The sequence below is a fragment of the Enterococcus viikkiensis genome (assembly GCF_005405345.1).
Lineage (GTDB): Bacteria > Bacillota > Bacilli > Lactobacillales > Enterococcaceae > Enterococcus_A > Enterococcus_A viikkiensis.
Genome location: NZ_BJDW01000029.1, coordinates 1 through 15,069, shown reverse-complemented (window position 1 = coordinate 15,069; position 15,069 = coordinate 1). Strand labels below are relative to the sequence as shown.

Annotated in this window: 11 protein-coding genes; 5 read left to right on the top strand and 6 right to left on the bottom strand. The window is 41.9% G+C overall.

Going from position 1 to position 15,069, the window contains the following annotated elements; all coding sequences use genetic code 11:
• Positions 1 to 59: 59 nt before the first annotated feature.
• From FFM67_RS11340 to FFM67_RS11320, 5 genes are all read left to right on the top strand, one after another.
• Positions 60 to 947, top strand: a complete 888-nt coding sequence (locus FFM67_RS11340; protein WP_137614662.1) for a VOC family protein — start codon at positions 60 to 62, stop codon at positions 945 to 947.
• 252 nt (positions 948 to 1,199) lie between these two features.
• Positions 1,200 to 2,375 carry a betaine/proline/choline family ABC transporter ATP-binding protein gene (locus FFM67_RS11335; RefSeq protein WP_137614661.1) on the top strand — a complete coding sequence of 392 codons (1,176 nt, stop codon included), beginning with the start codon at positions 1,200 to 1,202 and terminating at the stop codon, positions 2,373 to 2,375.
• A gap of 3 nt (positions 2,376 to 2,378) precedes the next feature.
• Positions 2,379 to 3,014: an ABC transporter permease gene (locus tag FFM67_RS11330; RefSeq protein WP_137614660.1), complete on the top strand. Its 636-nt coding sequence runs from the start codon at positions 2,379 to 2,381 to the stop codon at positions 3,012 to 3,014.
• A gap of 3 nt (positions 3,015 to 3,017) precedes the next feature.
• On the top strand, positions 3,018 to 3,938 hold the full coding sequence (locus FFM67_RS11325; RefSeq protein WP_137614659.1) for an osmoprotectant ABC transporter substrate-binding protein: 921 nt from the start codon (positions 3,018 to 3,020) through the stop codon (positions 3,936 to 3,938).
• 5 nt (positions 3,939 to 3,943) lie between these two features.
• Positions 3,944 to 4,606, top strand: a complete 663-nt coding sequence (locus tag FFM67_RS11320) for an ABC transporter permease (RefSeq protein WP_137614658.1) — start codon at positions 3,944 to 3,946, stop codon at positions 4,604 to 4,606.
• A 39-nt stretch (positions 4,607 to 4,645) separates the two neighbouring features.
• On the opposite strand, the gene kimA is transcribed toward FFM67_RS11320, so the two are convergent.
• The 6 genes from kimA to FFM67_RS11290 all read right to left on the bottom strand — a co-directional run bounded on the left by kimA (position 4,646) and on the right by FFM67_RS11290 (position 14,904).
• Entirely contained in the window at positions 4,646 to 6,469 is a 1,824-nt protein-coding gene (gene kimA / locus FFM67_RS11315; protein WP_137614657.1) for a potassium transporter KimA, read from the bottom strand.
• Positions 6,470 to 6,717: 248 nt separating this feature from the next.
• Positions 6,718 to 9,453 carry a YhgE/Pip domain-containing protein gene (locus FFM67_RS11310; RefSeq protein WP_137614656.1) on the bottom strand — a complete coding sequence of 912 codons (2,736 nt, stop codon included), beginning with the start codon at positions 9,451 to 9,453 and terminating at the stop codon, positions 6,718 to 6,720.
• Positions 9,454 to 9,607: 154 nt separating this feature from the next.
• Positions 9,608 to 9,931 (bottom strand): hypothetical protein, encoded by a 324-nt coding sequence (locus FFM67_RS11305; RefSeq protein ID WP_246042987.1) that lies wholly within the window; start codon positions 9,929 to 9,931, stop codon positions 9,608 to 9,610.
• Complete coding sequence (locus tag FFM67_RS11300) at positions 9,928 to 10,863, bottom strand: NADP-dependent oxidoreductase (RefSeq protein WP_137614655.1); 936 nt, start codon at positions 10,861 to 10,863, stop codon at positions 9,928 to 9,930. The genes FFM67_RS11305 and FFM67_RS11300 overlap by 4 nt, the downstream gene beginning before the upstream one ends.
• A gap of 431 nt (positions 10,864 to 11,294) precedes the next feature.
• On the bottom strand, positions 11,295 to 13,172 hold the full coding sequence (locus FFM67_RS11295; RefSeq protein ID WP_137614654.1) for an ABC transporter ATP-binding protein: 1,878 nt from the start codon (positions 13,170 to 13,172) through the stop codon (positions 11,295 to 11,297).
• Entirely contained in the window at positions 13,162 to 14,904 is a 1,743-nt protein-coding gene (locus FFM67_RS11290) for an ABC transporter ATP-binding protein (RefSeq protein ID WP_137614653.1), read from the bottom strand. Before FFM67_RS11290 ends, FFM67_RS11295 begins: the two co-directional genes overlap by 11 nt.
• Between the last annotated feature and the right edge of the window lie 165 nt (positions 14,905 to 15,069).

Here is a 15,069-nt window from a genome sequence, read left to right as displayed (position 1 = left end):
CTCAAAACAAAAAAACGCGTATACTTACTAAAAATAAGTTATTACCAGGAGGGTAAACGATGCCATACTTTCACCACGTTTCCTTACTTACACAAAATCGACATGAAAATCTCACCTTTTACACGCAGCTTCTAGGTCTGCGTTTTGTCAAAAATACTGTCAATCAAGAAAATACCCGCATGCTCCATTATTATTACGGTGACTATCAAGGTAGCCCCGGCTCAGTCATCACTTTTTTTATTGTGCCACATCTTGGTCAGCGACGAGACGAAACCCGCTATCTAGCAGAAATTGGGCTGAACGTACCGAAAGATAGTCTAGATTTTTGGCAACAGCGATTTGAAGCGCAAGGAATTGCCGTAGAAAGAAAGCTAGCGAAGCTTAAAGTCCATGATCCTGATCAAGTCAGCTTGACTTTTTACGAGACGGAACAAGTCACTCCAGCAAAAGAATCGATCGTCAACAATGAGATTCCAGCTAATAAACAAATTTTAGGTTTAGCTGATATTAATTTTTATGTCTCTGATCCGCAAAAAACAGCGGACTTTTTTAAGCAACTCTTAGGTTGGTCAACTGAAAATAAAGTAATTCAACTAAGCTCAAACGAAAAAATCACACTTACCGCAACAGCTTCTACCGAAAAGACCCGGATGGGCCGCGGCAGTATTGATCACGTTGCCTTTGCGGTGAAGGATGACAATGCATTGGATTTGCTTTATAAAAAGGCGCAGCAACAAAATTGGCAAATCGAAAAAATAATTTCCCGCGGCTATTTCAAAAGCCTTTATATTCGCGAACCCGGCGGAAATCGAGTAGAGTTCGCCACGGAGGGACCTGGCTTTACGATTGATGAACCATTGGAACATTTAGGGGAACACCTAGCCTTGCCACCCTTTCTGGCCGACCAACGTACCTCTATCGAAGAAAAGCTTTATTCAGAAAAATAATCAGACGCCAACAGTTTTTCAAGTACGCTTGGAAAACTGTTTTTTTTCTTTTCTCTAAAACATCAATTATTAGGAATAAGATAGTGAAAACAAATATAATCCTGTTCTTTTTTAATTTAACAATTCTTTTTACAGCGCTTTATTGGCGCTTTATTGGCGCTTTCAATGAGCCTGTCATTTGCTTTTTTATCATTCTTTGTAGCATACTAAAATTATAAATCTGTTAAATTTTTTACATTTAGGAGTGAAAAAATGATTGAATTTGACCACGTTTCTAAAATTTATAATGGAAACAAAGTAGCTGTAGAAGACGTTAACCTCTCCTTTGATAAAGGGGAATTCATTTGTTTAATCGGTACCAGTGGTAGTGGAAAAACGACCACGATGCGAATGATCAACCGGATGATTGATCCAACCAAAGGTACGATTACCATCAATGGAGAAGATATCCAAAAGAAAAATCCGGTAGAATTACGGCGCCAAATTGGCTACGTTATCCAAAACATCGGCTTAATGCCGCATATGACGATTCGTGAGAACATCACTTTGGTTCAACGGCTGTTGAAAGTCGATAAGGAAGAACAGAATAAAACAGCTGAAAAAATGATCGATCTCGTTGAACTGCCACGAGACATGCTGGATCGTTATCCACATGAATTATCTGGTGGGCAACAACAACGGATTGGTGTTGTTCGTGCGCTCGCTGCCGATCAAGATGTCATTTTGATGGATGAGCCTTTTGGTGCACTTGACCCAATCACCCGTGATTCATTGCAAGATTTAGTGAAAGATTTACAAGAACGTTTAGGCAAAACGATTGTCTTTGTAACCCATGATATGGATGAAGCGTTGAAGCTAGCCAACCGGATCGCCATTATGGACAATGGGAAAGTCATTCAATTTGATACACCGGAAAATATTTTACAAAAACCGGCGAATGAATTCGTTGAGGAACTGCTTGGCGAGGATCGCTTGCTGCAGGCCAAACCTGATACGACTACCGTTGGTGAGATTATGATGAACACAGCGATCTCAATTACACCGGAAAAAAGTTTGCAAAATGCGATTCGTTTGATGCGTGAAAAACGAGTCGATACACTGCTGATCGTAGATGAAAACAATGTCTTAAAAGGCTTTGTAGATATCGAAACAATCGATCGTGAACGTCGCCGCGGCAAAGCAACGAGCATTGGCGATCTCATCAATCCAAATGTTTTCTATGTGAAAGAATCCGCCTTAGTCCGTGATAGCTTGCAACGTATTCTGAAACGGGGCGTAAAATATGTGCCTGTCGTAGACGACAAGAAACATCTTGTCGGCATTTTGACGCGGGTTTCGTTAGTAGACATTATTTACGATGTGCTGTGGGGCGAAGAAGAGACATTTGGCGATGCTGCTGAAAATATCGTATCCAGTGAGGAGGCGTAAAGTATGCAAGCGTTTATTAATCAATACGGCGGACAAATCCTTACTAAAAGCACGGAGCATTTGTATATTTCTGCCGTGGCTTTAGGTCTTGGAATTTTAGTCGCTGTACCTTTGGGTGTCCTGCTAACGCGTCTACCCAAAATTGCTAGTTTTGTGATTGGGGTTGCCAGTGTTTTACAAACAGTCCCTTCATTGGCCTTATTAGCCTTGATGATCCCACTTTTAGGAGTTGGGAAGGTCCCTGCGATTGTCGCTCTGTTCATCTATTCCCTACTGCCAATTCTGAGAAACACCTATATTGGGATGAAAGGCGTTGATCGCAATTATGTTGACGTGGCTAAAGGTATGGGAATGACCAATCTACAATCGATTTTTTCGGTTGAATTACCGATTGCAATTCCAACGATCATGGCGGGGATTCGTCTGGCGGCCGTTTACGTCATCGCTTGGGCGACCTTGGCTTCTTATATTGGAGCTGGTGGACTTGGTGATATGATCTTCAGCGGGTTAAACAATTTCCAACCGCCGTTGATCTTTGCGGGCACAATCCCAGTAGTCATCATCGCTTTAGTCGTCGATTTCATATTAGGTCTGCTGGAAGATCGTATGACACCAGCAGCATTACGGAAGGAGGAATAAGCTATGGGTAAAAAATTGAAAACGTTGATCCTGTTTGGTCTTTCATTACTTTTCCTAAGCAGCTGTTCCTTCCCAGGATTAGCCACCAATGACACCGAAGATACCATCGCCGTTACTGGCGGGATCACCTCAGAAATGCAGATTCTCGGCAGTCTTGTGGCTGGTATGGTGGAACACTATACGGATAAGAACACGACAGTGATCAATAATCTGGCCACCAATATGATCAACCATCAAGCAATGTTAAAAAAAGATGCTTCGATCTCATCAGCTCGTTACACTGGGACCGACTTGTCCTCAATCTTGCAACTACCTGCTGAAAAAGATCCAGATAAAGCTTTCAAAATCGTTCACGATCAATTTGAAAAACGCTTCGATCAAACGTGGTTTCCTTCTTATGGTTTTGATAATACGTATGTCTTCTTAGTTCGTAAGGACACCGCTGAAAAATACAACTTGAAAAAAGTCAGTGACTTAAAACGAGTAGCTGGTGAATTAAAGGCCGGTGTGGATACTTCATGGATCACTCGTAAAGGAGACGGCTATGAAGGATTCAAAAAAGCTTACGGCTTCGAATTTTCTTCTATTTTACCGATGCAGATCAGTCTCGTTTACGATGCTTTATCCGCTGGTAAAATGGATATCGTCTTAGGCTATTCAACTGATGGAAGGATCGCTAGCTATGATCTTGTGATGCTAGAAGATGATTTGCGTTTCTTCCCACCCTATGACGCAGCGCCGATTGTTTCCAATGAGCTGTTGCGATCTGACCCTAAAGTCAAAGACGCATTGGAACGATTAGCCGGAACCATTGATACCGAGCAAATGCAAAAGTTGAATTACAAAGCCGATAATGATCTCGTAGAACCTGAGATTGTCGCAGAAGATTTTCTAAAAGAACATAACTATTTCGAAGGGAAGTGACCGAAGTGGAAAATCTAAATACCTTTCAACAATTTATTCAATATTTTCAAACGAATGGCAGTATTGTTTTCCAACAATTTATTCGCCACTTTCTCATCTCGATCTATGGTGTACTATTTGCGGCAATCGTTGCGATTCCAGTGGGGATCTTCATCGCCCGTCATTCAAAACTAGCCAACTGGGTGATTCGTTTGGCAAATATCATCCAAACGATCCCTTCATTAGCTATGATTTCTGTATTGATGATCGGCATGGGTTTAGGCGTCAACGTTGTAATCTTGACCGTCTTCTTATATTCCCTCTTGCCAATCATCAAGAACACCTATACAGGCATGCGCCAAGTTGATAAAAACGCATTGGATGTTGGGACAGGCATGGGGATGACCAATTGGCAGCGTCTCTACATGATTGAGCTCCCCTTATCCGTTTCCGTCATTATGGCGGGAATTCGGAATGCATTGGTCGTTGCGATCGGGATCACCGCCATTGGTGCCTTCGTCGGTGCCGGCGGCTTAGGAGATATTATTATCCGAGGAACGAACGCGACTGATGGAACAGCCATTATTTTAGCGGGTGCTTTGCCAACTGCCTTAATGGCGATCGTTACCGATTGGATCTTAAGTATCGTTGAACGGAAGTTAGATCCAGCAACAAAGACAAGCAGATAAAAAAGAGAGGTTGCTCACCAAAAATGAGCAACCTCTTATTTATTTCTTCAAATGGTAGTTATAGGTACTAATGATAATATCGTCGCGATACGACAGACGGAAACGCAAACGCAACGCTGTCTGGTTATGGAGCGATCGTTTCCAGGTTCTGTTAGGAACGAATTCTGGAATCAACACGGTCGTCGTATAATTATGCTCACGAGCATTTTTGCTTACACGATCCACATAACGACTGACTGGGTTCACAATCGAACGATACGGTGAACGAACAACGGAAAAGCGGACATCTGGGAATTTTTCCCGGAACTCTCGGCGAATCTCCTTTTCCTTCTCTTCATTTTCTTCTAGTGACACGTGCATCGCAATTACGTAGTCGCCAATCGAGCGAGCATAGTTAATCGCACCAATGTTTACTTGTGTCACATTACCGACTAAAACGATCACAGTATTGCCAGCGTAATCATGCAATTCTACATCATCCACTAAGCGCAATTGCTCCGCTACATTTTTATAATGACCATGGACTTTATAAAAAGCATAGATCAAAATCGGCATGATAATGAAGAATGGCCAAATATCAAGTAAACGATAAGCAAATAAAATTACCACAATAGCAAAGGAAATCAAGGCACCGATAATATTCGCAATCGATTTTCTAAACCAATGCGGCCCTTCTTTACGCCATTTTAAGACCATTCCCGTTTGCGATAGTGTAAAGGGAATAAACACTCCGACTGAATACAATGGAATCAAACGTTCTGTCGATCCTTGGAAGATCAGCAATAGAATGATCGAACCTAAAGCTAAGGTAATGATCCCATTGGAATACCCTAGACGGTCGCCACGATCTTGGTAACGGTGAGGTAAAAATTTATCTTTAGCTAAGTTATAAGCTAAGACTGGAAAAGCCGAGAAGCCGGTATTGGCAGCGACTGCTAAAATCAATGCGGTCACGAATTGCAATACATAATACATGATCCCTTTGCCGAACACGGCTTCACCCACTTGTGATAAGACCGTTACTTTAGCTGTAGGAACAACACCAACCCAATAGCTTAAAAAGGTAATTCCACTAAAGAAGAAGCCTAGAATTAAGCCCATCATGGCTAAGGTTCCAGCCGCATTTTTCGCCCGCGGTTTTTTGAAGAACGGTACCGCATTACTGATTGCTTCTACACCGGTTAATGAAGAAGAACCCGAAGAAAATGCTCGTAGCAATAACGCAACTGTAACTCCTGGTACGACAGCTCCAACCTGTGCGGTTGCGTGCATCGGTGCTGCACCAGTTAAGATTTTTACAAAGCCAACGACAATCAAAATCGTGATGACTGCAATAAAACTGTAGACTGGTGTCATCAGCAGCCCCGCGCTTTCACGCAAGCCTCGTAAATTCATCAGCATCAATAATAAGACAATAATGACAGAAATCAACACGCGATGATGATACAAGGCTGGGATGGCGGAAGCAATCGCTTCTGCACCAGCTGAGACCGATACAGCCACCGTCAGCATATAATCGACTAGGAGCGAGCCCCCGGCGATTAGGCCCGCGTTCTTTCCTAAATTCTCACTACTAACGACATAAGCGCCGCCTCCATGAGGATATGCATGAATAATTTGACGATAAGACAAAATCAACGACGTCAATAACACTAAAACGACGACTGCAATTGGCAATGAATACCAAATAGCTGCTGCAGACAACGTTACCAGAACAACAACAATCTGCTCTGTCCCATAAGCAACTGAAGACAACGCGTCTGATGAAAGCATCGCCAAAGCCGCGAAACGAGATAGATTTTGATCATCATTTTCCGACGACTTCAGTGGCCGACCGACCAGCAAGCGTTTAAGATAATCCACAAGACTCACTCCTTATTCTAACTAATTCTATATTTTCAAAAAGATATGTTTGATTTCATCCCTATCTACTCGCTTCAAACCTGCACTACAAGCAAACAAATAAGCCTTCAAAAAAATGCAAACAAGCGAAATATTACTCGTCCTCAATCTAAATGTCAATGACTTTTTTCAAAGTCTTTTCATAACCTAAGTAAAACACGAAAGCAGGCAAAACAATAGTTATACACTGTTGTTTTGCCTGCTTATTTTTAATGGAAAATTTTGCTTTCATGAGCGACTTTCGTCAGCTTCTTCAAATGCGGTTGTAGCAATGGATACGCCCAAGTACCTAAGATACCGAAGATGATAAACAAAACGATCATGATGATGATATCTTGACTGGCGTTTGGCCAATAGATTCCACCGGCACTCTCCCGCAATAAATTCACCGCATGGGTAAACGGCAGCCATGGATTAACCGCTTGGAAGAATTTTCCAGAGACTTGAATTGGATAATTCCCACCACCACCTGAGATAGATAGAACCAAGATAATGATTGCGATCCCTTTGCCGACTGTTCCAAAGAGTGCTACAAGCACGTAGACGATCATCATGAAGGCCAGAGCCACTAAGACAGCGAAGAGCACACTATAGACTGGATTCTTCACGTACACACCTAATAAGAACATATTCCCAAGCGTTACGATCAATGCTTGTCCGACACTAACGGTTAGATAAGTCAGCATCCGCGCACCAAATCGTTCCCGTTTGGTGTATTTGCCGCGATCTTTTTTATCTAAGACAAATTCCGTCGTTGTAACACTGGAGAACAATACTGCACCTACCCACAAACAAAGGGCGGTATAAAATGGCGTGCTGGCAGAACCGTTATTGGCAATTGGATACATCGTGTTGGTTTGTAGTTCTACGGGAGTTGTAAAGAAATCACTTTCCTTCTGAGCATCCAGTTTCAATAATTTCAATACTTGACCGAAGTCGATAGTATCTTCCCCTTCTCCGATTGCTTTCGCCGCTTTTTGAATCCCGCTCCGTAAACTTGGGTAATCATTTTTGATTAAATCGGTCGCAAGATTCAAGGCTTGTTCAACTTCCGGCAGTTTGTCGTTAGCTACCTTCAAGCCACCAGTTAAATCTTTTTTGACTCCAGGCCAATCATTTTGCATGAAGTTCGCCGCTAAACCTAATTTTTCTTCAACGACGGGCAGTTCATTGTTGTAAAGATCCGCCCCAGTATTAATCCCATTCACAATCTCATTCATGTGACCATTTAGCAACGTATTCGCGTCATGAACTTCTTGACCGATTGCTGGCATTTGTTTTTGGTACTTCTCTAAGAACGTAATGGCGTTGCTGACAGTTCCTTCAGTGGAATTCAGCAATGAGGCAAAATCAATCTGCTGCGCTTGATTCAAAACACCCTGAGCCGTCGTGATCGTGTTGATTAATTTATCAAGGATCGTGCTGACGGTTTGACCAACTTGTTCCGCATTGATGCTATTGACAACACTGGCGACATTACTTGCAGCATCTTGAACCTGCTGTAAAAAGCTCCTAATTTGATCAATATTACCACTTTGAATAGCAGTATTTAAATCATTCAAACGATCATTCAAATTATTCAATGTTTGTTTAGCACTGGCTAACATCGTTAAAATATTGCCTAGCTTCTGGCTAGCATCCGTATCACCATTTTTGTCGGCTAAGTCTTTCATGTTCTGAACCATTGTAGAAAGAGAATCAATCGCTGCTTGTTGATCCTTATTTCCTTGAATGAAGCTATTAATCAATTTGCTAAGCGTATCTTTTTCGTCTTGACTCAGTTGATTATCTTCTATTGCGGTTTTAATCGAACCAGCTAATGAATTGGTTGTTTCCGCTACCTGCCCAATCGACTGCAAGGTTACTTGCACACTGCTTGAAATACTTGGCACGGCTGCTTTTAATTTTTCAGCGCCGTCCTTGGTAGTGCCTGCCAAATCATTGGCTTGATTACCTAGTTTTTCGATATCGGGTAAAATAGTTTGGACTTGATGAATAATATTCAGTCCTTGTTTGGCTTCGTTGATCCCGTCATTCATCGTCTTTTCAATCGAAGCAAAATCACTATCGACTTGAGCCAATTGATTACCGGCTTGTTGGATTTCTGGGATTTTTTGTTGCAAGGTTAAAATGACGCTGGCCTGCTTTTTAATCTCAGGCATTTTTTGATTTAAAGCAATTAATTTCTGACCCATCTCATCAACTTGCGGCAAGTAACTTTCAAATTCATTCGCCTTTGCTAATTTTTCTTTTAGCTCAGGCATCTTGCCTTGGACTGCTACGACTTCTTGCGTGTATTTATCGATCTCGTCTAAATTGTCGTTAGTCGTCAAAATCAAATTTTTGACCTTGTTGATACTAACGAGATTGGCATCAATGTCGTAGCCGATCTCGTTAAAGACTTTCAATAAAGTCGAGCTGGCCGTCTTAATAAATTCTTGACTGATCTCTTGTTGGATCGAACCGGCACCTTTATCTGTGATCTTCGGAGCGATCGCGTTGATCTTTTGATTCAGATAATATTCGATCTTTGGTTTCTTAATATCTCCTGAAGTAAAGCTTAGTAAGTCCTTGGAAAATTCTTTGGGTAAATAAATGCCGGCATAATATTTTCCTGAGCGAACGCCGTCAACGACTTGTTTCTTCGAGTCAACGAAACGCCAGCCTAATTGTTTGTTTTCATGGAGATTTTTAATGACTTCTTTCCCAATCTCTACGTCCTTATCTTGGAAGTTTGCTCCCACATCGGCACTGTAGACCGCAATCGGCAGCTCCCCAGTATTAGAATAAGGGTCCCATAACGCTTTGATATTGAACCAAGCATAGAGTGAGGGAATGATGACTAATGCAGCCATCAGAAAAATGGCGATTGGATTTTTAAAAATTCGTCGCCAATCTAGTCGAAAAAGAGTCCATGTATTTTTAAGGGATTGTAAAACTTTCATTGATTTCACCTACTATTTTTTCTCGCTGAGCTACTGTAGCACGGAATTTCGGCTAATTTCAATTCTGATGAGTATCTGAAATCACCTTTTTTGACATTCCTATCGATTTGTCATAATTGTATCCCTTTTCACCTAATAAATACTAAAGAAATGCTTAAATACTAAGCTTTTTTATCTTTATGAAGCGATCCAGAAGCTGTTCCGTCTGTTCCTCAATTTTCTTTCGATCCCCCTCAGCTTCAGTCAAATTCAAGATTGGGGTCTCTTCTAAATCGCGTAAAGCAATCGGTTGAATGTGGGTTCCTTCTTTTCGCAACTTGATTGTCGGATGCGGAATTTTGTCGCCACAAGGCCCTGCAACTAAGTAGGCAAATTCATAGCCTTCCTCAATTGAACGCAGACGATAGTACCCGTCCGTCAAATCCTCTGTTCCCTCAAAGTTTTCTTTGACTAACAGCCATTTTTCTTGATTCATCATTCCGCCGCCTTCTTAACGATAATTTTTCCAGCAGCCGGGTGGCCTTCCAATCGCTCATGGCCTTCGATCACACTGGCTAGATCAAAAGGCAAAACTTCAGCAATCGTTAAGTGAAGCTGCTGGGAAAAATCAGCTAATGCAGTCAAAGCCTCTGCATCAGAATACTCCTTCGAAGGGCCAAAAGAAAAATAATTTCCTTGCTTGATTTGCTCCGTTGGCAAATCATTTAACGCGACAAAGTTCCCACCGGCTTTCATGATTTCCATCCCTGCTTTGCCTGCACGACCGCCCTTCGTTGCATCAATTACGGTATCTGCCTGATCAGCAAATATTTCTCCCGCATCCGCTTCATCGTAAGCCACAAATTGATCCACGCCAAGCTGACGAACGAGTGCTTCATTTCGTTTAGCAGCCGAAGCTAAAACGGTTTTTCCTTGAGCCTTCAAAAATTGGACCAGCAATGAACCCACAGCACCGGAAGCGCCTTGTACCATCACTGTTTCACCAATCTGATCGCCTAGTAGATGCGTGACTAAATTATACGTTGTTAGCCATGGTGTCACTGCACCAGCAGCTACTTCCCACGACATCGCCGCTGGTTTTTTTACGATCTTTTTACCGGGAACGACGATCTCTTCGCCATACGTCCCGCTAATGGCATGTACAATCACTTCATCACCGACTTTTACGTGTGTGATGTCCTTGCCGACTTCTGTTACGATGCCGGCGCCGTCATTGCCTAAGACATAAGGAAATGTTACTTTTCGAAATGCTCGCATCGCTCCTTGCCGTAATGCTACATCATAAGGATTAATCGCGAAGGTGACAATTTCTACCCGCACGTGGGTCTCATCAACTGGACGAGGCTCTCCTTCAATTTCAGTCAATACATCTTTTGCTGCACCATAATCTTTGATTGCAAAACGTTTCATCTTCCTGCATCCTCTCTGTTAAAAATCATTGGTTGATAACGAATTTCTAAAGTGGTCACTGCCTCACCTTTCAAGCCAATCAAAACTTTTTTGATCACGTAGCCTTAGCTAAATCGTTGAAAGATACCCTTGAACCCTCAATCTTCTCGTCAAATCACCCTTTTTAATTGCTTTACTGCTGTATAGTTATTGTAACGATATTTTCTGACTTCTTCCAATTAAATGACCCAAGCTCTTTCACGCAAAGTTTTTCGACTAGCTTAGTCAAAATAATTAATTTTTCAAAAATCAAAAAAGACTGATTTGATTTTCATTTTTCGTACAACGGCACGAATCCCGTTTAGCATAATTAGTCTAACTCGCAAAAAAATCAGGGGTCTCCCCCAGTTGAGGAAAACACCTGATTGGGTTTCTTAAATATTTTTAGAGCACTAGTCTAGCTCCACTTTGCCAGTATACAATTGATAATACATTCCGCCCTCTGCCAACAAGCTTTCGTGATCACCACGTTCGATGATACGGCCATGGTCCATAACCATGATCACGTCAGAATTTTGAATCGTTGAAAGACGATGGGCGATCACGAATACTGTTCGCCCTTCCATTAGGCGGTCCATTCCTGACTGAACGATACTTTCTGTCCGGGTATCAATACTGGAAGTCGCTTCATCCATAATCATTACTGGCGGATCCGCGATGGCGGCCCGAGCGATCGCCAATAATTGCCGCTGACCTTGTGACAAGCCCTCACCATCGCCTGTGATAACTGTCTCATATTTTTCCGGCAGGTGTTGGATAAAGGTATCCGCATTAGAAAGCTTAGCCGCTTGATAGACCTCTTCATCTGTTGCACCTAAACGACCATAACGAATATTTTCCTTGACTGTGCCGGTAAATAAGTGGGTATCCTGTAAAACGATCCCCAACGAGGAACGTAAGGATTTTTTTTTGATTTTTTTAACATTGACGCCATCGTAACGAATCTTGCCGTCTTGGATATCGTAAAAACGATTGATCAAATTCGTGATCGTAGTTTTTCCAGCACCGGTTGCCCCAACAAAGGCAACTTTTTGTCCCGGCTCTGCATAAAGATTAATGTCGTGAAGCACTAATTGGTCATCGTTGTACCCAAAATCTACGTCTTCAAAGCGGACATCGCCCGTCAAACGAACATAGGAAGTGGTTCCATTCTCATGAGGATGTTTCCATGCCCAAATCCCCGTACGCTCATTGGTTTCAATTAATTCGTCAGCCACTACCTTTACATTAACTAAAGTCACGTAGCCATCATCAACTTCGGATGCCTCATCTAATAAATTAAAAATCCGTTCAGCACCAGCTAAAGCCATGATGACAAAATTAATCTGCTGAGAAATTTGGCTGATTGGTCCATTCAAGGAACGGCTCAGCTGTAAGAAAGAAGCAATCATCCCCACTGTTAAGGCAGACACGCCATAAACAGCAAACAACCCACCAATGATTGCAACTAAGACATACTGGATATTCAATAAATTCATCATGATCGGCATCAGCATGTTGGCAGTTCCATTAGCTTTGGTGGCACTCTCTTTTAATTGCTCATTGATGACATCGAAATCTTTAATCGCAGTCGTTTCGTGATTAAAGATTTTGACGACTTTTTGTCCATGCATCATTTCTTCAATATAACCGTTGACCTTCCCAATCGAGCGCTGCTGTTCCCCAAAATAGCGGCCACTACGGTTCGAAATGAAACGCAGCATCACAAACATCAAAGAGACTGAGACAATCACAAAACAAGTCAGTGGCACACTTAACGAAAACATCGCAATAAAGACTGAGACAAAAGTAACCGCAGCCATCATTAGATTCGGGATGCTTTGAGAAATCATCTGCCGTAAGGTGTCGGTATCATTCGTAAAATGACTCATGATATCACCATCCGCATTGGAATCAAAATAACGCAGCGGCAAGGTTTCTAAATGATTAAACATTTGATCACGGATTTTTTTCTGAGTACCTTCAGAAACTTTAACCATAATCAAGTTATAAGAAAGCGTCCCAATGATTCCCACGACATAAATCAGCGCCATCGTCATGATTGCTTTTAATAAGCCGCTGAAATCTGGATTATTCTGACCTACTAAAGGCGTGATATACTCATCGATCACCACTTGTAAAAACAAGGAACCTCGTACATTGGCAAAAGCACTTAATAAGATCATGAAAAAGACGATGACTAATTGAATTTTGTATTCTTTAACCATAATTGTGAGCAGACGTTTGATGGTTTTTTTCGGATTTGCTGGAGGTGTCATTTTATTCTTCATTTTGACCACCAAATCCTTTCTGCTGCGAGTCGAAGACTTCTTGATAAATCTGATTCTCCGCCAACAATTCTTCATGCGTCCCGATACCATTGATCTTCCCATCATCTAAGACGATGATTCGATCCGCGTCTTGGATCGAGCTAACTCGCTGAGAAATAATAAAGGTCGTCGTTCCTGGAATCTCTTTCGACAGCCCTTCACGAATCGCACGATCTGTCTTCGTATCTACTGCACTGGTGGAATCATCTAAAATCAAAATTTTCGGTTTTTTCAATAGTGCTCGAGCAATGGTCAATCGCTGCTTCTGTCCGCCGGAAACATTATTCCCGCCTTCAGAGATCATAGTGTCATACTTATTAGGAAATTCTTGGATAAAAGAATCCGCTTGGGCGATTTTCGCTGCGCGGATCACTTCCGCTTCCGTCGCCTCTGCATCACCCCAGCGCAAATTTTCCGTAATCGTACCACTAAACAGGACATTGTTTTGCAGGACCATTCCGACTTGATCACGAAGCGTCTCTAGATCATACCGGCGGACATCGTTGCCACCCACTTTGATCGCACCATGGGTCACGTCATACAAGCGCGGAATCAATTGCACTAAGCTTGATTTCGAACTACCTGTGCCACCAACGATTCCAATCACTTCCCCAGACGCGATTTTCAAATTGATATTTTCTAACACTAGCTTGTCCATATCATCTTTGTAGCTAAAGCACACCTCTTGAAATTCCACCGAACCATCCGGTACTTCCGCTAAAGGCTGATCACCATTTTTCAAATCACTTTCTTCATTCAAAACTTCTGTGATCCGCTTTGCCGAGGTCTGTGCGATCATTAATTGAACAAAGGTCATCGACATCATCATTAGACTCATTAAGATCTGCATCGTATAGTTGAACATGCTAACTAATTCACCGGTGGTCAAAGTGCCCTTGTCCACGATTAACTCCGCCCCTAGCCAAGAAAGCAGCAGCATACACGTATAGACAGCTACCTGCAACAACGGCATATTAAAGGCGACGATTCGTTGCGCTTTGGAGAAATTATCAAAGACCATTTTAGATACTTGGCTAAATTTTTCTTCCTCATACTCCTCACGAACATAGGATTTCACTACGCGAATCCCTTGCAGATTTTCATGCACGACATTATTCAGACGATCATACGTCCGAAATACTTTTTCGAATAATGGATGGGCAAAACGAATAATCAAGCCTAACCCGACAATCATAATCGGCACAATCACTAAATAAATCATCGATAATTGCTGATTGATCTGAAACGTCATGACTAATGAGAAAATCAAAATCAGGGGTGAACGAACCAATATTCGAATCACCATTTGATAGGCATTCTGTACATTCGTCACATCGGTCGTCAATCGAGTGATTAAACTAGAACTTGAAAAACGATCAATATTAGAAAATGAAAAACTTTGGATCTGTTGAAACAAATTGTGACGCAAATTTTTAGCAAATCCTGCGGAAGCTATCGCTGCCGTCCGACCGCCTAAGGTCCCCATCGCCAATGCAAACAGCGCACACAAAAATAACAGACCCCCATATCGTAAAATTGCGTTACTATCACTTTTTTCGATTCCGTGGTCGATCAATCCCGCCATGATCAAAGGCATCACCACATCCATCACGACTTCTCCCATCGTAAAGATCGGTGTCTGAAAACTTTGCTTCTTATACTCTCCGACATTCGCCAGTAATTTTTTTAGCATCTATTTCACGTCCTTCCATCCATACCTTTTCCCTATTTAGAGTATAGAGATTTTCCAAAAAAAACTCTAACATAACAGCCAATTTTTCATAACGCCGATTGTAAAATTAAGCTAGACAACTAAAAAAGCCATTTGTGCTACACTCAAAATAGTTCTGACCAAAGA

What these genes read in the sequence shown, in the direction of transcription:
- FFM67_RS11340 (WP_137614662.1), top strand. Translation starts at nt 60, where the DNA reads ATGCCATACTTTCACCACGTTTCCTTACTTACACAAAATCGACATGAA.
- FFM67_RS11335 (WP_137614661.1), top strand. Translation starts at nt 1,200, where the DNA reads ATGATTGAATTTGACCACGTTTCTAAAATTTATAATGGAAACAAAGTA.
- FFM67_RS11330 (WP_137614660.1), top strand. Translation starts at nt 2,379, where the DNA reads ATGCAAGCGTTTATTAATCAATACGGCGGACAAATCCTTACTAAAAGC.
- FFM67_RS11325 (WP_137614659.1), top strand. Translation starts at nt 3,018, where the DNA reads ATGGGTAAAAAATTGAAAACGTTGATCCTGTTTGGTCTTTCATTACTT.
- FFM67_RS11310 (WP_137614656.1), bottom strand. Translation starts at nt 9,453, where the DNA reads ATGAAAGTTTTACAATCCCTTAAAAATACATGGACTCTTTTTCGACTA.
- FFM67_RS11305 (WP_246042987.1), bottom strand. Translation starts at nt 9,931, where the DNA reads ATGATGAATCAAGAAAAATGGCTGTTAGTCAAAGAAAACTTTGAGGGA.
- FFM67_RS11300 (WP_137614655.1), bottom strand. Translation starts at nt 10,863, where the DNA reads ATGAAACGTTTTGCAATCAAAGATTATGGTGCAGCAAAAGATGTATTG.
- FFM67_RS11295 (WP_137614654.1), bottom strand. Translation starts at nt 13,172, where the DNA reads ATGAAGAATAAAATGACACCTCCAGCAAATCCGAAAAAAACCATCAAA.
- FFM67_RS11290 (WP_137614653.1), bottom strand. Translation starts at nt 14,904, where the DNA reads ATGCTAAAAAAATTACTGGCGAATGTCGGAGAGTATAAGAAGCAAAGT.